This is a genomic window from Xenorhabdus sp. SGI 60 (assembly GCF_056632175.1).
In genome coordinates this window covers 3,971,151-3,991,208 of sequence record NZ_CP196860.1, presented here as the reverse complement: position 1 = coordinate 3,991,208, position 20,058 = coordinate 3,971,151, and the positions used below count along the sequence as shown (strand labels likewise).

16 protein-coding genes are annotated in these 20,058 nt (G+C 44.9%); 12 read left to right on the top strand and 4 right to left on the bottom strand.

Going from position 1 to position 20,058, the window contains the following annotated elements:
* Nucleotides 1-29: 29 nt before the first annotated feature.
* Nucleotides 30-914, bottom strand: coding sequence for an HTH-type transcriptional activator IlvY (gene ilvY, locus ACSJJG_RS18825; protein ID WP_481090210.1), 885 nt, complete (start codon nt 912-914; stop codon nt 30-32).
* 160 nt (nt 915-1,074) lie between these two features.
* Here ilvY and ilvC point away from each other — a divergent pair, with 160 nt between their 5' ends.
* Nucleotides 1,075-2,553 carry a ketol-acid reductoisomerase gene (ilvC, locus tag ACSJJG_RS18820; RefSeq protein WP_481090209.1) on the top strand — a complete coding sequence of 493 codons (1,479 nt, stop codon included), beginning with the start codon at nt 1,075-1,077 and terminating at the stop codon, nt 2,551-2,553.
* Between the two features lie 52 nt (nt 2,554-2,605).
* Here the strand turns inward: ilvC and ACSJJG_RS18815 are convergent, their stop codons facing one another.
* Nucleotides 2,606-3,721, bottom strand: coding sequence for a class II histone deacetylase (locus ACSJJG_RS18815; RefSeq protein WP_481090208.1), 1,116 nt, complete (start codon nt 3,719-3,721; stop codon nt 2,606-2,608).
* Nucleotides 3,722-3,882: 161 nt separating this feature from the next.
* On the opposite strand from ACSJJG_RS18815, the gene rep reads away from it, so the two are divergent.
* Entirely contained in the window at nt 3,883-5,916 is a 2,034-nt protein-coding gene (gene rep / locus ACSJJG_RS18810; RefSeq protein WP_481090207.1) for a DNA helicase Rep, read from the top strand.
* Between the two features lie 55 nt (nt 5,917-5,971).
* Here rep and gppA read toward each other — a convergent pair whose 3' ends face one another.
* Both gppA and rhlB read right to left on the bottom strand, forming a co-directional pair.
* Entirely contained in the window at nt 5,972-7,480 is a 1,509-nt protein-coding gene (gene gppA, locus ACSJJG_RS18805; RefSeq protein ID WP_481090206.1) for a guanosine-5'-triphosphate,3'-diphosphate diphosphatase, read from the bottom strand.
* 41 nt (nt 7,481-7,521) lie between these two features.
* Nucleotides 7,522-8,805, bottom strand: a complete 1,284-nt coding sequence (gene rhlB, locus ACSJJG_RS18800) for an ATP-dependent RNA helicase RhlB (RefSeq protein ID WP_481090205.1) — start codon at nt 8,803-8,805, stop codon at nt 7,522-7,524.
* A 119-nt stretch (nt 8,806-8,924) separates the two neighbouring features.
* On the opposite strand from rhlB, the gene trxA reads away from it, so the two are divergent.
* From trxA to rffA, 10 genes are all read left to right on the top strand, one after another.
* On the top strand, nt 8,925-9,251 hold the full coding sequence (trxA, locus tag ACSJJG_RS18795; protein ID WP_099133093.1) for a thioredoxin TrxA: 327 nt from the start codon (nt 8,925-8,927) through the stop codon (nt 9,249-9,251).
* A gap of 772 nt (nt 9,252-10,023) precedes the next feature.
* Nucleotides 10,024-11,283, top strand: coding sequence for a transcription termination factor Rho (gene rho / locus ACSJJG_RS18790; protein WP_198690304.1), 1,260 nt, complete (start codon nt 10,024-10,026; stop codon nt 11,281-11,283).
* A gap of 334 nt (nt 11,284-11,617) precedes the next feature.
* Entirely contained in the window at nt 11,618-12,706 is a 1,089-nt protein-coding gene (wecA, locus tag ACSJJG_RS18785) for a UDP-N-acetylglucosamine--undecaprenyl-phosphate N-acetylglucosaminephosphotransferase (RefSeq protein WP_481090204.1), read from the top strand.
* 30 nt (nt 12,707-12,736) lie between these two features.
* Nucleotides 12,737-13,807, top strand: a complete 1,071-nt coding sequence (gene wzzE, locus ACSJJG_RS18780; protein ID WP_481090203.1) for an ECA polysaccharide chain length modulation protein — start codon at nt 12,737-12,739, stop codon at nt 13,805-13,807.
* 70 nt (nt 13,808-13,877) lie between these two features.
* On the top strand, nt 13,878-15,008 hold the full coding sequence (gene wecB / locus ACSJJG_RS18775; RefSeq protein WP_481090202.1) for a non-hydrolyzing UDP-N-acetylglucosamine 2-epimerase: 1,131 nt from the start codon (nt 13,878-13,880) through the stop codon (nt 15,006-15,008).
* Nucleotides 15,005-16,267, top strand: coding sequence for a UDP-N-acetyl-D-mannosamine dehydrogenase (gene wecC, locus ACSJJG_RS18770; RefSeq protein ID WP_481090201.1), 1,263 nt, complete (start codon nt 15,005-15,007; stop codon nt 16,265-16,267). Before wecB ends, wecC begins: the two co-directional genes overlap by 4 nt.
* Nucleotides 16,264-17,334, top strand: coding sequence for a dTDP-glucose 4,6-dehydratase (rffG, locus tag ACSJJG_RS18765; RefSeq protein WP_481090200.1), 1,071 nt, complete (start codon nt 16,264-16,266; stop codon nt 17,332-17,334). Before wecC ends, rffG begins: the two co-directional genes overlap by 4 nt.
* Nucleotides 17,335-17,352: 18 nt before the next feature.
* Nucleotides 17,353-18,234, top strand: a complete 882-nt coding sequence (gene rfbA, locus ACSJJG_RS18760) for a glucose-1-phosphate thymidylyltransferase RfbA (RefSeq protein ID WP_481090199.1) — start codon at nt 17,353-17,355, stop codon at nt 18,232-18,234.
* A complete protein-coding gene (gene rffC, locus ACSJJG_RS18755; protein WP_481090198.1) occupies nt 18,212-18,940 on the top strand; it encodes a dTDP-4-amino-4,6-dideoxy-D-galactose acyltransferase in 729 nt (242 codons plus the stop codon). Before rfbA ends, rffC begins: the two co-directional genes overlap by 23 nt.
* On the top strand, nt 18,927-20,057 hold the full coding sequence (gene rffA / locus ACSJJG_RS18750; RefSeq protein WP_481090197.1) for a dTDP-4-amino-4,6-dideoxygalactose transaminase: 1,131 nt from the start codon (nt 18,927-18,929) through the stop codon (nt 20,055-20,057). The genes rffC and rffA overlap by 14 nt, the downstream gene beginning before the upstream one ends.
* Nucleotide 20,058: the final 1 nt, after the last annotated feature.

Genomic DNA, 20,058 nt, shown 5'->3' with positions numbered 1-20,058 from the left:
GCTTCCAAAAGGAGGCTTTGTTTCTGCTTTTATTTTAATAGTTCCCAAAATGCCTTAACCAACGGTTCATTCAAACGTTTACTCAACGCACAGACACCTAATTCAAACGGCTCGACCAGAGCAATATTTTCCAGCAGTGAAATACGGTTACGCACAGGTTCAGGGCTATTTTCGACAACCACCGCAGGGATCAGTGCAATCCCGCAACCCAGTGCTACCATAGAAACAATCGCTTCATGGCCGGAAACTGTCGCGTAAATGACGGGGTGCAGGATTTTATGCCGGCGGAACCACAGTTCAATGCGCTTGCGGGAAGGCCCATGCTCAGGCAGGATAAAAGGAATGTTATTCCAGTCGGGGTATTCCTGGGTAGCGAGATTTCTCACGGTGCAAGGCAGAGAAGGGGCAATCAATACCAGTGGTACTTCGCCTATTTTAGTAAAACTGACATTATCAGGCAGCCTCTCTGGCTTACCAGCAATCCCCAAATCTGCCGCATCGGATTGAACTTTATCGACGGCATCAGCAGCATCTCCTGTTGTCAGTTTAATTTCTACCAAGGGATGTTCTGCCCGAAATTTATCCAGTACTTGTGGAAGATGGCTATACGCCGCCGTGACTGAACAGAATAGACGTAACTCTCCCGTGAGTGATGGGCTTTGGTGGTTTAATGAATGCTGTAGTTGTTTATATTGCAGGAGAGTTTGTTGGGCAAATTGTTTGAATTGTTCACCGGCTGAGGTCAATTTTACTGTTCGGTTATCTCGCAGAAAAAGCGGGTGCCCCAATAATTCCTCAAGGCGCTGGATCTGGCGTGAAAGTGTGGATGGACTGACGTGCATGGCCTTGGCTGAACGGCCAAAATGACAACTTTCCGCAAGGTGTAAAAACAGTTTTAAATCACGTAGATCCATCGTTTTTAGGCCCTTTATTCAGAGGCTGTTTGCCGTGAAAAAGTTTGTTGCATAAACTGCAATGTAGTCTTGTTAATATATCAATTTCAGCAATGGCTTGCATGTCATATATTGTTTCTATGCAAACGATCTCACACCTCATTATTATATCGGAGTCACCATGGCTAATTATTTTGATACGTTGAATTTGCGTCAACAATTGGCGCAGTTAGGCAAATGCCGCTTTATGGCGCGGGAAGAATTTGCTGACGAAGCAGGGTATTTGAAAGGCAAGAAAGTGGTGATCATCGGTTGTGGTGCGCAAGGGCTAAACCAGGGTCTGAATATGCGTGATTCTGGTTTAGATATTGCCTATGCGCTGCGTAAAGAAGCGATTGATGAAAAACGTCCATCATGGCGTAAGGCAACTGAAAATGGTTTCAAAGTTGGCACTTATGAGGAGTTAGTGCCACAGGCTGATTTGGTTATCAACCTGACGCCAGATAAACAGCATTCATCGGTGGTTCAGGCAGTGCAACCCTTGATGAAAGAAGGTGCAGCACTGGGTTATTCCCACGGTTTCAACATCGTTGAAGTGGGTGAGCAAATACGCAAAGACATCACGGTTGTGATGGTTGCGCCTAAGTGCCCGGGTACGGAAGTGCGTGAAGAGTATAAGCGTGGATTCGGTGTACCCACTCTGATTGCTGTACATCCAGAAAATGATGCAAAAGGCGAAGGAATGGCGATCGCGAAAGCATGGGCTGCCGCAACTGGAGGACATCGGGCTGGCGTACTGGAATCTTCCTTCGTAGCAGAAGTTAAATCTGACTTGATGGGAGAACAAACCATTCTGTGTGGCATGTTACAGGCGGGTTCTTTGTTGTGTTATGACCAACTGGTTGCTGATGGTGTTGATCCCGGTTATGCCGGAAAATTAATCCGATTTGGTTGGGAAACTATCACAGAAGCGCTGAAACAGGGCGGCATTACATTGATGATGGATCGCCTTTCCAATGCAGCGAAATTGCGTGCTTATGCCCTGTCTGAACAATTGAAAACTATTTTGACGCCGTTGTTCCAGAAACATATGGATGACATCATTTCTGGTGAATTCTCTTCCACAATGATGGCTGACTGGGCAAATGACGATAAAAACTTGCTGGCCTGGCGTGAAGAAACCGGTAAGACACCATTCGAAAATTACCCTGATTACTCAGGGCATATCAGTGAACAGGAATACTTTGATCATGGCGTCCTGATGGTTGCAATGGTCAAAGCAGGGGTAGAACTGGCATTCGATACGATGGTAGATACTGGAATTATCGAAGAGTCTGCTTATTATGAATCTTTGCATGAACTGCCGTTGATTGCGAATACCATTGCTCGCAAACGCCTGTATGAAATGAACGTGGTCATTTCTGATACGGCGGAATATGGTAACTATCTGTTCTCATATGTTGCGGTTCCGTTGCTGAAAGAGAAATTCATGGTAACTCTGCAAGCAGGGGATTTAGGAAAAGGAGTGACAGATCGTAGCATCAATAATGCGCAGTTACGTGATGTAAATGAAGCTATCCGTAACCATCCGATTGAAGTTATCGGCCGTATTTTGCGTGGTTATATGACGGATATGAAACGCATTGCAGTCGGTGGTTAACATTATATTTATCCTGCCCGCAGTTATTTTATCGGGCAGGAGTCTTTAATTCTTACAGGCTGAATGTCAGTTTCAATTCATCAATGGCTTGTCGCTGAAATGCTTCAAACCGTTCTTTCGGTTGTTGCGATTGGATCATATTCAAAGCCGGATCGTTGACTTTCGTGCGCACACCACTTAATTCCTCCATGACAGCTAGCCCACAGAAAGGCACATAGGCTTCGGAATACCCCCCTTCGTGAACCATAACTAATTTACCATGGCACAGCTCATCGGCTGCTTGCTGTACCTTGCGGGTCATTTCACGGAAGCTATCACTGTGCAACTGCATTCGTGCCAGCGGATCAAACGCATTGGCATCATAGCCGCAGGCAATGATAATCAATTCTGGTTGATAACGTCGCAATGCAGGAAACACAATCTGATCCATAGCATAAAGATAATTGTTGTGTCCAGCGCCTGCCATCAATGGAATATTGATATTGAAACCTTCCCCTTTGCCAGCGCCGATATCTTCCTCGCCACTATAGCTTTCGGGATAGCAGCCATCTTGATGCAATGAAATGGTCAAAACATCATCACGTTCCCAGAAGATATGCTGGGTTCCATTACCGTGGTGAACATCCCAGTCAATGACTGCGACTCGTCCAACCCCAAGCTGCTCTTTGGCATGCTCAATGGCAAGAGCAATATTGGCCAGGAAACAGAATCCCATTGCTTGATCTGGCAGGCAATGGTGGCCGGGGGGACGGGAAAGGCTGTAGGCATTATCCAGTTCACCTTGTAACACGGCTTTTACTGCCGCATAAGTGAGTCCGGCAGATAATTTGGCAATTTCATAACTGCCTTGCCCTATTGGTGCTTCAGAACCTAACATTCCTCCGCCATTATCACTTATGGACTTAAAACGCTGTAAATAATCTTCGGTGTGAACTAGCCTTAGCGTTGCGTCATCAAGAGGTTCAGCCCGACGCAGTTGCAACGAATGGCTTAAACCGGAAACATCCATTAAGCTTTTCATTCTGCGTTTTGTTTCCGGTGATTCTGCGTGTCCTGCACCGTTGGGCGGTTGTACCCATCCTCCAACAGGAAATGTCAAAACGTGTGATAATCCAGAATTGTGCCAGAAACAGAGTTCATCAAAGAAAAAACCTGTCTTACGTAGCATATTACATCCTCTTTGATTCCCTTTATCTTTCAAGCCCCAACTTGAAATCTATTGGGTATATAAGCGTAATTGGCCCTTATAACATTAGTGTAGTTAAATAGATTTTATGTATTTTAATTACAGTAGAATTAAAATTGATATATGATAGTGTTCGAAACAATATGCGATTAAATCCAAACCAACAACAAGCGGTTGAATTTGTAACAGGTCCTTGCCTGGTTTTGGCCGGTGCCGGCTCTGGCAAAACTCGGGTGATCATCAATAAAATTGCCCATTTGATCCGTACCTGTGGTTATCAGGCCCGCCATATTGCGGCAGTTACTTTTACTAATAAGGCGGCACGGGAGATGAAAGAACGTGTTGCACAAACTTTGGGGCGTAAGGAAACTCGGGGGTTAATGATCTCGACTTTCCATACGCTGGGTTTGGAGATCGTTAAGCGTGAATACAAAGCACTGGGCATGAAAAGCAATTTCTCATTGTTTGATGATCAAGATCAGATGGCTTTGTTGAAAGATCTCACCGCGGATTTATTACAAGAAGACAAGGATCTGCTACAAAAACTGACTTCGAGCATTTCTAACTGGAAGAATGACTTAATGTCGCCAGAACAAGTAATGAGGATGGCACGTTCAGCGCAGGAACACCAGTTTGCAGAGTGTTACCGTCGTTATGACTTGCACCTGAATAGTTGTCATATTCTCGATTTTGATGATCTGATTACTAAACCAACATTGCTGTTAATGCATGATGAGGTAGTGAGGGAGCGTTGGCAGAATAAAATTCGCTACTTGCTGGTGGATGAATATCAGGATACGAATACCAGTCAATATCAACTGGTGAAATTATTGGTGGGTAATCGCGCACGTTTTACCGTGGTTGGTGATGATGATCAATCTATTTACTCATGGCGTGGTGCCCGTCCACAGAATTTGATCTTATTGAAAGACGATTTCCCGCAGTTGAATGTGATTAAGCTGGAACAAAATTACCGTTCATCCGGGCGGATACTGAAAGCGGCTAATATTCTGATAGCCAACAATCCTCATGTTTTTGAGAAAAAACTTTTTTCTGAGTTGGGGTATGGTGATCCGCTCAGGGTGATTGAAGCAAATAATGAGGATCATGAAGCTGAACGTGTGGTGGGGGAGTTGATCGCTCATCACTTTATTAATAAAACGGACTATAAAGATTACGCTATTTTATATCGCGGTAATCACCAATCCCGTATCTTCGAAAAAATGTTGATGCAAAATCGCATTCCTTACCGAATTTCGGGGGGAACATCATTCTTTTCTCGGCCTGAAATTAAAGACCTGCTCTCTTATTTGCGTGTGTTGATCAATCCTGAGGATGACAGCGCGTTTTTACGTATCGTCAATACACCACGACGAGAAATCGGTGCGGTGACGATCCAGAAATTGGGCGAATGGGCGAATCAGCGTAGCAAGAGCTTATATCAAGCCAGTTTTGATCTTGGGCTGGAACAGCATTTAACTGGGCGTGGTTTGGCTGCATTACAACGCTTTACCCATTGGATGGATGAAATAGCTCGTCAGGCAGAGCGGGAGCCACTGCTGGCGGTGAGAGACTTATTGCGCGGCATGGATTACGAAAGCTGGTTATATGAAACTTCCCCCAGCCCAAAAGCGGCTGAAATGAGAATGAAAAACGTCAACCAACTTTTCACTTGGATGAGTGGAATGCTTGAAGGAGATGATTTGAATGAGCCAATGTCCCTTTCTCAAGTTGTGGCGCGTTTTACGTTGCGGGATATGCTGGAGAGAGGCGAGGAAGATGAAGAGCTGGATCAAGTTCAGTTAATGACGCTACATGCTTCCAAGGGGCTGGAGTTTCCCTATGTTTTTTTGGTTGGTATGGAAGAAGGTTTGTTACCACACCAGAGCAGCATTGATGAAGACAACATTGAGGAAGAGCGTCGTTTGGCTTATGTTGGCATTACGCGCGCGCGGAGAGAACTTTTTTTTACTCTCAGCAAAGAGCGTCGTCAGTTTGGTGAACTTATCCGTCCAGAACCGAGCCGATTCTTGCTTGAATTGCCACAGGATGATTTGGATTGGCCACAAGGTAAGAGAGTGATGAGCGCAGAGGAAAGGATGAAACAGGGGCAATCGCGCCTTGCCGATATTAAATCCCGTCTGGGACTTGGGCTGAAAACCGACAATAATAAATAGTACGATAATATTCCCCTGCATTTATGGATAATTGCAGGGGAATAAAGTAAAAACGTCAGCCTAGACGAGAGTTATTTTGTTCCTCAAGCAACAACAACCATTGGACATAACTCTGCCACTTCATTTCTTGCTGTAATGCTGCCGCTCTGAGTGGGTGTTTTATCTGCCATTGATAAGGCAAGGTGATAATGAGCGTTTCATTTTCCGCCTGTAATCGTAATGTTGGCAAAGTGTCATCCCGCCGACGGTTAGCGAAAATAATTGCCAGACGCAATAAACGACATAACCGTTGTGCCTGTATCAATGGCACCGCATTTTGCTGACTGAACGATGCTAAATCCACCGGGCCGCTTTGATTTCTCAATAGCGTAGCCAACAGTCGTTTTTGGGCGGGCGTATAACCAGGCAGATCCAAGTGGCTTATCAAATAAGCGGAATGTGCAGGCCCCTGACGAAAGTCAATAAACAGGCCTATTTCATGAAGCAAACAGGCACCAGCCAATAACTCGCGACAACGTTCGTCCAATTTCCATGACTTGGCAACTTGTTGGCAAAAATTTTCGGCTAACTGTTTGACACGCTGTACCTGCTCAATATCCAGTTGAAAGCGATGCTGAATATTGCACAGGGTTCTTGCCCGAATATCCTGCTCAATCGGCACATCCAGCATCCCGTAAACCAGACCTTCACGTAGCGCGCCGCCTGCCAGTATCATACTTTCGATATTCAATGCCTGAAAAATAGCGACTAAGATTGCCAATCCACTTGGAAAAACCAACGCCCGTTCCAGTGTCAGCCCATCAATTTCCAACTCTTCCAGCTTGCCGCATTCAATCGCCTGATGTTTAAGTTGTTGGAGTTTGGGTAGGGTGATCAATTCATCCATACCTTGGGCAATCATGATTTCCTGCAAGGCTTGTACTGTGCCGGAAGCTCCTACGCAAATGTTCCAGCCTTGCTCAAGTAGCTTAGTGGTAACAGGGCTGAGAATATCATGTGCAGCAGCTTCTGCGTTGGCAAAGTTTTCTGCTGTCAGGTGGCGATCATTGAAATAACGTTCCAGCCAGGTCACACAGCCCATTTCAAGGCTGAAAAGCTGGGTGGTTTTGGCTCCAACACCTGTTACCAATTCGGTACTGGCACCACCAATATCTACGACAAGCCGCTTTTCAGACCCGCCAGTCGTGTGAGCGACACCTTGATAAATTAGTTGAGCCTCTTCTTCGCCGCTGATCACATGAACAGATTTGCCTAATATTTCTGAGGCCTTTCTAGTAAATTCATCTGAATTTTTTGCCAGCCTCAAGGTTGCAGTAGCAACAACGCGGATCTGTGAGGCCGGAATATCCTGCAAATATTCGGAAAAGAGGCGCAAGCACTGCCATCCCCGTTCCATTGCCTGTTGTGATAAATGACTATTTTTATCTAATCCGGCAGCCAACCTGACTTTGCGTTTGATGCGAGTAACGACTTGAATGCTGCCGGATACTTTACGGATGACCAGCATATGAAAACTGTTTGAGCCTAAATCAATAGCCGCATAAAGCGAAGAAGCACTCAGCATAGTATTTATTCCGGCCTGTGTTGTTTCAGCATTGCGTCATTTTAGCTTGGGCGCTTACTGTTACGTGTTGTATTGCCACGGCGTGGTACGCCGGTACGCCGAGGGTGTCCCCCTGAGCGGGTGCGATTACGGCGCTTAGGTACTGGCAAATCTTTTAGTAATGCATCACTGTTATATTTGCTAACAGGTATCTGGTGCTGAATATATTCTTCAATGGCCGGTAAGTTCAGTGCATACTCTTCACACGCCAGGCTGATAGAATGGCCACTTTCTCCAGCACGGCCTGTCCGGCCAATCCGGTGAACATAATCTTCACAGTCATCGGGGAGATCATAGTTAAATACATGTGTCACCGATGGGATATGCAGTCCACGGGCGGCAACATCTGTGGCAACCAGAATGTCCCGATTGCCCATGCTGAATTCTTCAAGAATACGCAGACGTTTTTTCTGTGCAACATCACCAGTCAGCAACCCAACCCGATGACCATCAGCAGCCAGATGGGCCCAGATGTCTTCACAACGGTGTTTGGTATTGGCAAAAATAATGCAGCGATCAGGCCACTCTTCTTCCAGCAGAGTCTGTAACAAACGCATTTTTTCTTCGTTGGAGGGATAAAATAGCTCTTCCTTAATGCGGTGCCCTGTTTTTTGCAGTGGTTCCACTTCCACATATTCAGGATTATTCATCTGCTCAAAAGCCAGTTCACGCACTCGATAAGAGAGAGTTGCGGAAAACAGCAAATTCATTCTTTCTGTGGCTGCGGGGAGTCGGCGGAACAACCAGCGAATATCTTTGATAAAGCCCAGGTCATACATGCGATCCGCTTCATCAAGTACAATAACTTGAATGGCGCCAAGATGGATATGGCCCTGTTTTGCGTAATCGATTAAACGCCCTGTTGTGCCAATGACGATATCGACGCCAGCTTCCAGAACCTTAAGTTGTTTATCATAGCCATCGCCGCCGTAGGCAAGACCCATTTTCAACCCGGTGGCTTGCGCCAATTCTTCTGCGTCAGAGTATATTTGAACCGCTAATTCACGGGTAGGCGCCATAATCAGCGCTCTTGGCTGATTAGTTTTACGCTCTCTCTTCGCAGGATGAGTCAATAAGTAATTAAAAGTAGACGCCAAAAATGCCAGCGTTTTGCCCGTTCCGGTTTGTGCTTGCCCCGCAACATCTCGGCCTTCGACAGTTAAAGGCAATGTTAGCGCCTGTATCGGCGTGCAGTTTGAAAATCCTTTTTTTTCAAGGGCTTCCAAGACTTTGGGGTGCAATGCGAAGTCGGAAAACTTCTTTTCTGTCAAATGTGTTTTGCTCATAGTATGGTAGAATATCAGTTAACTATTGCTTTAAGAAAGTGTATCCGCTGAAATAAAGACACCCTTATGTTGGTTCATGTACACTGACACTGTAAAAGATTTTATTTTTGGAGCAAAAAATGAGTGCGAATATTATTTCTCTGACTGATGCTGGCTTTGGAAACGATGTTTTGAAAGCACAAGGTCCAGTTCTCGTTGAATTCTGGGCTGAGTGGTGCGGTCCTTGCAAAATGATAGCCCCTATTCTGGATGAGATTGCCACAGAATACGAAGGAAAACTGACAGTTGGCAAGCTGAACATTGATGATAACCCAGCAACAGCACCAGAATACGGTATTCGTGGTATTCCAACTCTGATTCTGTTTAAAGGTGGTGAAAAGGTTGCCGTAAAAGTGGGCGCTTTGTCAAAAACTCAACTGAAAGAGTTTTTGGAACCACACCTATAATTTAGAATCAGGTCACAGTAATTACGGACGTTTGACGTATGAGATGATTTATCTCATTGACCGCTAGACGTCCGCTACGAAGCATGATAAGTTAGCGACCATGTGCTTGTATGAAGTTTCGCTTGAGCTAACTCTTTATTCGATATAAAGGTTTATTGGCATAAAAGGTTTATTTGTGTAAAGAGTTGACATTAAGCGTGTTGCATACTAAACAATTTGTAGTGTCTGATAAATCTGTTATCTCTGGGTCACCTGAAGTATCTGATGGCATATCGCATTTGGTAAAATCTCTGAGTCTATATACGACTAATTCAGTATATAGCTTGGTACACTCATAGCGTTCTAATGCTGAATATCTTTAAGCAGGGTGTTTTATCCTAGGCATTTTTATGCCAAGCCTTCTCCTTTCCATGCTAGGTGTTAGGTATAGAATCTGCTAACAGTGCTTATGTCAAAAAAATGTATGCTGGAAGATGTGTATGCTGAAAAATAGTGCCCACTGTTGAACTTTAATGGTGTTTGCATTATAGAATTGTATCTACATTATAGATAGTTATAACATATGGCACATAGGTAGTTAGAAGATAGTTTTGACAGTTTGTCAGCTTTATTTGAAATCAATCTGAGTACTTCAAACTACTACCTTGTAATATAATTTAATATGTTAGAAGGTCTTATTCGTTTCTGGTACAAATAAACAGGCATCAATAATGCTGCCATACCATTCACGTTCATAGTTCGAGATATACCCCGAGTTAAAGAACCCACCATTATGAATCTTACCGAATTAAAGAATACGCCGGTATCTGAATTGATTACTCTCGGCGAAAATATGGGGCTGGAAAACCTGGCTCGTATGCGTAAGCAGGACATCATTTTCTCTATTCTCAAACAGCATGCGAAAAGCGGAGAGGATATTTTCGGAGATGGTGTGCTGGAGATATTGCAGGATGGATTTGGTTTCCTCCGCTCCGCAGACAGTTCTTACCTTGCAGGTCCTGATGATATCTACGTTTCTCCTAGTCAAATCCGCCGCTTTAACCTCCGTACCGGTGATACCATTTCAGGGAAAATCCGCCCACCAAAAGAAGGTGAACGCTATTTTGCCCTGTTGAAAGTTAATGAAGTCAACTTTGACAAACCTGAAAACGCCCGCAGTAAAATCCTGTTTGAAAACCTGACGCCACTCCATGCTAACAGCCGCTTGCGTATGGAACGCGGTAATGGCTCTACTGAAGATTTGACCGCCCGTGTTCTGGATCTGGCAGCGCCGATTGGTCGTGGTCAGCGTGGCCTGATTGTTGCCCCACCAAAAGCGGGTAAGACCATGCTGCTGCAAAATATTGCGGCTAACATCGCTCATAACCACCCAGATTGCGTGCTGATGGTTTTGCTGATTGATGAGCGTCCAGAAGAAGTCACCGAAATGCAGCGTCTGGTAAAAGGCGAAGTGATTGCTTCAACCTTTGATGAACCGGCTTCCCGCCATGTGCAAGTGGCTGAAATGGTGATTGAAAAGGCAAAACGTCTGGTTGAACACAAAAAAGACGTTATTATCCTGCTGGATTCCATTACCCGTCTGGCTCGTGCATATAACACTGTGGTTCCTGCTTCCGGTAAGGTTTTGACGGGGGGGGTGGATGCAAATGCCCTGCATCGTCCAAAACGTTTCTTTGGTGCTGCACGTAACGTCGAAGAAGGTGGTAGCCTGACCATCATTGCGACTGCGCTGGTTGATACTGGCTCCAAGATGGATGAGGTTATTTACGAAGAATTTAAAGGTACAGGTAATATGGAATTGCACCTGTCCCGTAAGATTGCGGAAAAACGTGTCTTCCCAGCTATTGATTACAACCGTTCTGGGACACGTAAAGAAGAGCTGCTCACTACACAGGATGAGCTCCAGAAGATGTGGATCTTACGTAAGATTATTCATCCGATGGGTGAAATCGACGCGATGGAATTCCTTATCAACAAACTGGCTATGACAAAAACAAACGAAGAGTTCTTCGACTTTATGAAACGTTCATAGTTTAGTTTTGCGATAAAAAATATCCTTCAGTGACAACTTAAGCGCCACGTTTTGTGGCGTTTTTTATGGTTTTACATTATCACAGTGTTTGGCTTGGGTGGCACATATTTTGCATGTCTTATTTGTGTGATCGAGTGGGTATATGCCAAGTAAATTTCTTACAAGTATTCAGTAATTGATCACGAACTATGGTCAGCATTATCCATGTATTGATTTTCTATGCATGGTAGAACTCCTTATTTTGTGAATACCAACTTATAGATCAATAATCATAAGCATCTATAAGACTATCGATAATAGATGGCCCATCGTTATCTTGCAGAGAGTTGTTATTGTGAATATTCCTAGGATGAGCGCCGAAATTTTTTACATATTTATATTTTCATTCGCGTTTTTGTTTATGGCGCGTAAGGTCGCAAAAAATATAGGTTTGGTTGATAAGCCCAATTACCGTAAGTGTCACCAAGGATTGATTCCTTTAGTTGGTGGTATGTCATTGTTTTTTAGTGTTTGTTTTGCGTTTGCAATCACAAAAGAGTTTATCCCACACAAATGGCCATATTTGGCTTGTGCAGGAATACTGGTTTTTGTCGGTGTACTAGACGATCGGTTTGATGTCAGCGTGAAGATTAGAGCAGTTATCCAAGCCTTGGTTGGCATTAGCATGATGTTTTTTGCTGATCTTAAACTAGAGAGTTTAGGAAATTCCTTTGGTCCTTGGGAAATGATTCTGGGGCCATTCAGCTATATTGTGACTTTATTTGCTGTCTGGGCGGCTATCAATGCTTTCAATATGGTGGATGGTATTGATGGGTTACTGGGCGGGCTATCTTGTGTTTCTTTCGGTGCGTTGGGTATTTTGTTGTATGAAAATGGTAATACGGCATTGGCGTTTTGGTGTTTTGCGTTTATAGCGGGGATTTTGCCTTACATCTTCCTTAATCTTGGCATATTAGGAAAACGCTTTAAGGTATTTATGGGGGATGCGGGGAGTACCCTAATCGGCTTTACCATTATTTGGCTATTGACTGAAGCTACGCAAGGGGAAAATGCTTCTATTAGCCCTGTGACAGCATTATGGGTTATTGCAATCCCTCTGATGGATATGGTTGCTATTATGTACCGTCGATTGCGTAAGGGGATGAGTCCGTTTTCTCCAGATCGTCAGCATATTCACCATTTAATTATGCGTGCTGGGTTTACTTCTCGTCAGGCATTTATTTTGATCACTTTGGCGGCGGCTTTATTAGCATCGATCGGAATAATTGCTGAACGGTTGATTTTTGTTCCTGAATGGGTGATGTTGGCATTATTTTTGCTTGCATTTATGTTGTATGGCTATTGCATCAAAAGAGCGTGGAAGGTAGCCCGTTTTATCAAACGGTGTAAGCGTCGTATACGTCGGGCAGCAAGCCATCATTAAAGACATCGACAATCAAAGAGGTTTTGTGCAGTGATAAACTCAGAAACGAAATCTAAACAGGATCAACCTGCTATAGAGCATGAACTGGATATTCGGGCACTGTGTTATGCTTTGTGGCATGGAAAGATATGGATTATCGCACTGGCAATAATTTTCGCTGCCGCCGCTCTGGGTGCATCTTATTTGATGCAGCAAAAATGGAGCACAACCGCTATTGTGGACTTACCGACAACGAATAATTTGGGTAGCTACTATTCGCAACAACAATTTCTGCGCAATTTGGATACCCATATCAATGCTTCGCCAGAAGCGCAATTACCAACCATTCCAGACGGTGCATACAAAGAATTCATGACACAGGTTTCTGCGTATGATACCCGTCGTGAATTTTGGCTTCATTCTGAGTATTACAAACAACGCAAGGAAGGGCATGTCAAAGCGGATGCTGTATTGTTGGATGAATTGATCAACGATATTAAAATTACGCGCAGTGATGATAAAACATCATCAAATGACAGTATCAAATTGACAGCAGAAACCGCCGTTGAAGCTAATCAACTTCTGCGTCAATATATTGCGTTCGCCAACCAACGGGCGAGTACTCACCTGAACAACGAAATTAAAGGGGCGTGGGCGACGCGGACTCAGTCAATGAAAGCGTTGGTGAAACGTCAGGAGATGGTGGGAAAAGCAATATATAATCGTGAATTGAATGTCTTGCAGCAGTCACTGAAAGTGGCTGAGAAGCAAGGAATTCACCGTAATCAGACAAACATCCCTATCGAAGAACTGCCTGAATCCAAAATGTTTATGCTGGGTACATCATTACTGCAAGCCCAAATTGAAACGTTGGAAGCTACAGGTCCTGACTACAGCATTGATTATGATCAAAATATCGCGATGCTGGCTACATTGAATGTCGGTCCGACTTTGCAGGATTCTTTTCTGACTTACCGCTATCTCAGAACACCGCAGGAACCCGTTAACCGAGACAGTCCTCGCCGTGCTTTCATGATGATTTTATGGGGAGCCGTAGGCATGTTGGTTGGTGCAGGTGTCGCTTTAGTAAGACGTCCTCGCTCCGATAGTTCATATAAGTAACAGTATGTAAAAATAAACGATAGGCATTCTTGGAAGTATCTGCAATGATTGACAAAATAAGAGAGTCACTGTGAAAGTGTTGACTGTGTTTGGTACTCGGCCGGAGGCCATTAAAATGGCCCCGTTGGTACATGCGTTGGCTATGGATACTGCCTTTGAAGCAAAAGTGTGTGTCACAGCTCAACATAGGGAAATGCTGGATCAGGTATTGCATCTGTTTGGAATAACGCCAGATTTTGATCTGAATATCATGCAAAAAGGGCAGGATCTGACGGATATCACATGTCGTATCCTGCAAGGTATAAAGCCTGTATTAGAAGAATTCAAACCAGATGTGGTATTGGTGCATGGTGACACAACAACAACCATGGCAACGAGTCTGGCTGCTTTCTATCAGCATATTCCGGTAGGTCATGTTGAAGCTGGCTTAAGAACAGGGGATCTTTATTCTCCATGGCCGGAAGAAGCCAACCGTAAGATTGCCGGACACTTGGCTATGTACCATTTTGCACCGACGGAAAATTCCCGGAATAACCTCTTAAAAGAATCCATTGCGGAAAACCGTATTTTTGTTACCGGTAATACGGTGATTGATGCCCTGCTATCAGTGCGTGATCGCATCATGAATGATGAAGCTATATATGGACAGTTTGCTGAACTTTATCCTTTCCTTAACCTAAATAAAAAAATGATCTTGGTGACAGGCCATCGCCGTGAAAATTTTGGTAAAGGGTTTGAGCGTATTTGTGAAGCATTGGCACAAATTGCCAAAGCGCATCCTGATGTCCAGATAGTTTATCCGGTTCATTTGAACCCGAATGTCAGTGAACCCGTTAAGCGCATTTTGCATAACATTAATAACGTTATCCTTATCAAACCACAGGATTATCTGCCCTTCGTCTATTTGATGAATCATGCCTATTTAATTTTGACCGATTCAGGGGGTATTCAGGAAGAAGCGCCTTCTCTGGGAAAACCGGTTTTAGTTATGCGCGATACCACTGAACGACCTGAAGCGATTGATGCGGGAACAGTGCGGCTGGTGGGAACAGAAACACAAACTATCGTTGCGGAAGTTACGCGTTTATTGACAGATGTTAACACCTACCAACAAATGAGCCATGCCCATAACCCTTATGGTGATGGCCGGGCTTGCCAGCGAATTCTTGAAGCATTAAGAAAAAATCAGGTGACATTATGAGTTTTGAAACAATTTCTGTTATCGGTCTGGGTTATATCGGTTTGCCCACCGCAGCGGCGTTCGCCTCCCGTCAAAAGAGGGTTATTGGCGTGGATGTTAATCAACATGCGGTAGAAACGATTAACCGTGGTTCGATTCATATCGTTGAACCTGATTTAGATAAGGTAGTAAAAATTGCGGTAGAAGAGGGCTTTTTGAAAGCCGTGACGATTCCACAAACTGCGGATGCTTTCTTGATTGCTGTTCCAACTCCCTTCAAAGGGGAGCATGAACCCGATATGGCCTATGTGCGTTCTGCGGCGGAATCAATAGCACCTGTCTTGAAAAAAGGTGATTTGGTTATTTTGGAATCCACTTCTCCCGTTGGTGCGACAGAGCAGATGGCAGAATGGTTAGCTGCGGTACGTCCTGACCTCTCATTCCCTCAGCAAGCGGGTGAAAACTCAGATATTGATATCGCCTATTGCCCTGAGCGTGTTTTGCCCGGACAAGTGATGGTGGAATTGATTAAAAATGATCGGGTAGTAGGGGGTATGACCGCCAAATCTTCCCGCAGGGCGAGTGAGCTGTACAATATCTTCCTTGAAGGTGAATGTGTTATCACCAATGCCAGAACAGCGGAAATGTGCAAGCTGACAGAAAACAGCTTCCGTGATGTTAATATCGCTTTTGCCAACGAACTTTCCTTGATCTGTGCCGAACAGGGAATCAATGTGTGGGAACTGATTAGCCTGGCAAACCGCCATCCACGAGTAAATATTTTGCAACCTGGCCCTGGTGTAGGAGGGCATTGCATTGCCGTCGACCCATGGTTCATTGTATCCCAGAACCCTGAGCAATCTCGTTTAATTCATACCGCACGTTTGGTGAATGATGGCAAGCCGCTGTGGGTCGTGGATCAAGTGAAAGCCGCAGTTGCTGACTGTTTGGCTGAGAGTGGTAAACGGGCAAATGAGATTAGAATTGCCTGTTTTGGCTTGGCCTTCAAACCAGATATTGATGATTTGCGGGAAAGCCCGGCTGTTTATATTACCAAAATGGTTGCGCAGTGGCATACAGGGCAAACCATCGCGGTTGAACCCAATGTGCATGAACTGCCTAATTTACTGAAAGATAGGGTGGAATTGATGGATGTCAACCCGGCATTAGAACAGGCTGACGTTGTCTTGATGCTGGTGGATCATAGCCAGTTTAAAGCCATTAATGGTTCTGCAATAAAACAAAAATGGGTTGTTGATACAAAAGGAGTTTGGCGTTGAAACGTATTCTTATTACAGGTGGTGCAGGTTTTATCGGTTCTGCGGTTGTTCGCCACATTATTAATCAAACTGAAGATAGTGTCGTTGTCGTTGATAGTCTGACTTATGCGGGTAACCTTGAATCACTGGCTCCGGTTGTCAACCATCCCCGCTATGCGTTTGAGCAGGTTGATATCCGTCAGCGTGATGCCTTAGATCGTGTATTCCAGCAATATCAACCGGATGCTGTCATGCATTTGGCCGCAGAAAGCCATGTTGATCGCTCCATTGACGGGCCGGCAGCTTTTATCGAAACCAATATCATCGGCACTTATACTTTGTTGGAAGCGGCTCGTGCATTTTGGCAACAGTTGGATCAGGAAAAACAGAACCAATTCCGCTTCCACCATATTTCAACAGACGAAGTATATGGTGATCTGCACGGTGAAGATGGTTTCTTTACTGAAACCACACCTTACGCACCAAGCAGTCCTTATTCTGCATCAAAGGCGTCCAGTGATCATCTGGTCAGGGCATGGCTCCGTACTTATGGTTTACCAACCGTGATCACCAACTGTTCGAATAACTATGGTCCTTATCATTTCCCTGAGAAACTGATCCCATTGATGATCCTGAATGCGCTGGCAGGCAAGCCCTTGCCGGTCTATGGCAAGGGAGAGCAAATCCGTGACTGGCTCTATGTGGAAGATCATGCGCGGGCGTTGTATTTGGTGGTCACCCAGACGGAGCCTGGCAAAACCTACAATATCGGTGGACATAATGAGCGGCGAAATATCGAAGTTGTGGAAACGATTTGTGAATTACTGGAGGAGCTGCGCCCCGAAAAACCTGCTGGAGTAGAGTATTATCGCGATCTTATTACCCATGTAACGGATCGCCCGGGGCATGATATGCGTTATGCGATTGATGCAGCAAAAATTGAACGTGAACTGAGGTGGACTCCCGAGGAAACGTTCGAATCTGGCATTCGCAAGACTGTGCAATGGTATCTGGAAAATGAGAGTTGGTGGAGAAGAGTTCAGAATGGCTCTTATACAGGGGAACGACTTGGGTTAGGAAATGAATAAGCCCGTCAGGGGGAGCAGATGAAAGGAATTATACTGGCTGGGGGTTCTGGCACCCGTTTGTATCCAATAACACGCGGTGTATCAAAGCAGTTATTACCGATTTATGACAAGCCGATGATTTACTATCCGCTGTCAGTATTAATGCTGTCGGGCATACGCGATATCCTGATCATCTCGACACCGGAAGATTTACCCGCTTTTAAACGATTACTAGGTAGTGGTGAACAATTTGGTATCCAACTTAGCTATGCCGAACAGCCTTCACCTGATGGTCTGGCGCAGGCATTTCTGATTGGTGAAGAATTTATCGGCAAGGATACTTGCTGTCTGGTATTGGGTGACAATATCTTTTTTGGTCAGGCGTTTAGCCCGAAACTACAACATGTTTCTGACCGAAAAACAGGAGCGACAGTATTCGGTTATCAGGTGATGGACCCCGAACGATTTGGTGTAGTGGAATTTGACGAACAGTATCGGGTACTTTCCATAGAAGAAAAACCTGTACAGCCTAAATCCAATTGGGCGGTGACTGGTCTCTATTTTTACGACAACAAAGTCGTGGATTTTGCCAAACAAGTAAAACCTTCTGCGCGCGGGGAACTGGAAATCACCAGCATCAACCAGATGTACCTGGAATGCGGTGAATTGAATGTTGAATTATTGGGGCGTGGTTTTGCCTGGTTGGATACGGGGACTCATGACAGCCTGATTGAAGCCAGTACTTTTGTTCAGACCGTCGAAAAACGGCAAGGCTTCAAAATTGCCTGTCTGGAAGAGATCGCATGGCGTAATGGTTGGCTCAGTGAGGAGCAATTAAAAGTGGCTGCCACGGATTTAGCGAAAACAGGTTACGGCAATTATCTGATGGATTTGCTCAATGTCTATTCACGCCAACCTTGACCCCTTGGCTTGGGAAAGCCAGTTTTTGGGTTTATCTACTGCCCGCCTGAATTTTTCGTCGGAAGCGGCAGCATTGACGGCTGCTGATTTGGACCAATATGCATTGGTGCAAGCTAAAGTGGCGGCCCAACAAACAGGCCTTATCGATGAGCTTTCTGCCTTGGGATTTTCACTGGTTGAAGGTGAGGTCGATTTACGGTTATCGATTGAGGCGGGAGATATTCCTGGCATGCATACGGGAAAAGCACTCATTTCGGCAAAACCAAAAGATATCCCCGTATTAAAGGCCGTTGCCGCGCGTGTATTTGCGACCAGCCGCTTCCGCGCACCGTGGTATCAACCTGATGACAGCGGGCGATTTTACGCCGCTTGGGTTGAAAAAGCCGTTTTGGGTACGTTTGATCATGAATGCCTACTGATTAATGATGAACACGGCCAAATAGCGGGTTTTGTCACCTTAAGGGACATAGGTAACAGCGAAGTACGCATTGGCTTATTGGCTGCTGCACCAGATAATCATCATCAAGGGATTGGCAAAAAATTAATGTCGGCGGCGCAACAGTGGTGCCAGAGCCATCAGATACAACGGCTGAGAGTAGCGACACAAATAAGCAATATCGCTGCGTTGCGTCTTTATACACGTCGTGGTGCCATCATTGAAAGCACCGCATATTGGTTATACAGAGGACGAGATGATTCCATTTAATAAACCACCGGTAGTCGGCACTGAACTTGAATACATGCAACAGGCGATGGCTAGCGGTAAATTGTGCGGTGATGGTGAATTTACCAAACGTTGTGAAGAATGGATGGAACAGCGTTTTAATTGCCCGAAGGTATTGCTGACACCTTCTTGTACAGCTTCACTGGAAATGGCGGCAATGTTGTTGGATATCCAGCCGGGTGATGAAGTCATTATGCCGAGCTATACCTTTGTTTCGACTGCCAATGCTTTTGTACTGCGTGGTGCAACCATTGTATTCGTGGATATTCGTCCTGATACCATGAACATTGATGAGAACAAGATTGAAGCCGCTATTACAGAGAAAACCTGTGCTATCGTACCAGTGCATTATGCGGGCGTGGCCTGTGAAATGGACACCATCATGGCACTGGCGAAAAAATATAACCTGTATGTGGTGGAAGATGCTGCACAGGGCGTCATGTCCACCTATAAAGGCCGTGCATTGGGCACAATTGGACATATTGGCTGTTTCAGCTTTCATGAAACCAAAAATTACTCAGCCGGTGGTGAAGGTGGGGCAACGTTAATCAATGATAGTTCTATGATTACCCGTGCCGAAATCATTCGGGAGAAAGGCACCAACCGTAGTCAATTCTTCCGCGGACAAGTCGATAAATACACATGGCGTGATATCGGTTCCAGCTATCTGTTGTCTGATCTACAAGCGGCTTACCTGTGGGCACAACTGGAACTTGCTGAAAAAATAAATCAACGCCGCCTGACTTTGTGGGAGAACTACTATCAAACCCTGAAACCGTTAGCAGACGCGGGATACTTAGCTTTGCCAATTGTCCCGGAAGGCTTGGAACACAATGCCCACATGTTCTATATCAAGCTCAAAGATGTAGGAGAGCGTAGCGCATTCAATAGTTATATGAAAGAGAATGGTATCCTGAGCGTATTCCACTACGTGGCATTGCATACCAGCCCAGCGGGTGAGAAATGTGGCCGTTTCCACGGCGAAGATCGCTTTACCACCCGCGAAAGTGACCGCTTAGTTCGCTTACCGATGTTCTACAACATCTCTGATATAGAACAGCAAATCGTTATCGATCGTATCAAGGAATTTTTCGCCTGAT

Coding starts and splice junctions, on each gene's coding strand:
- rffC (WP_481090198.1), top strand. CDS start 18,212: ATGTCTATTCACGCCAACCTTGACCCCTTGGCTTGGGAAAGCCAGTTT.
- ilvC (WP_481090209.1), top strand. CDS start 1,075: ATGGCTAATTATTTTGATACGTTGAATTTGCGTCAACAATTGGCGCAG.
- rfbA (WP_481090199.1), top strand. CDS start 17,353: ATGAAAGGAATTATACTGGCTGGGGGTTCTGGCACCCGTTTGTATCCA.
- wecC (WP_481090201.1), top strand. CDS start 15,005: ATGAGTTTTGAAACAATTTCTGTTATCGGTCTGGGTTATATCGGTTTG.
- rffA (WP_481090197.1), top strand. CDS start 18,927: ATGATTCCATTTAATAAACCACCGGTAGTCGGCACTGAACTTGAATAC.
- trxA (WP_099133093.1), top strand. CDS start 8,925: ATGAGTGCGAATATTATTTCTCTGACTGATGCTGGCTTTGGAAACGAT.
- gppA (WP_481090206.1), bottom strand. CDS start 7,480: ATGCTGAGTGCTTCTTCGCTTTATGCGGCTATTGATTTAGGCTCAAAC.
- rep (WP_481090207.1), top strand. CDS start 3,883: ATGCGATTAAATCCAAACCAACAACAAGCGGTTGAATTTGTAACAGGT.
- rho (WP_198690304.1), top strand. CDS start 10,024: ATGAATCTTACCGAATTAAAGAATACGCCGGTATCTGAATTGATTACT.
- ACSJJG_RS18815 (WP_481090208.1), bottom strand. CDS start 3,721: ATGCTACGTAAGACAGGTTTTTTCTTTGATGAACTCTGTTTCTGGCAC.
- ilvY (WP_481090210.1), bottom strand. CDS start 914: ATGGATCTACGTGATTTAAAACTGTTTTTACACCTTGCGGAAAGTTGT.
- rhlB (WP_481090205.1), bottom strand. CDS start 8,805: ATGAGCAAAACACATTTGACAGAAAAGAAGTTTTCCGACTTCGCATTG.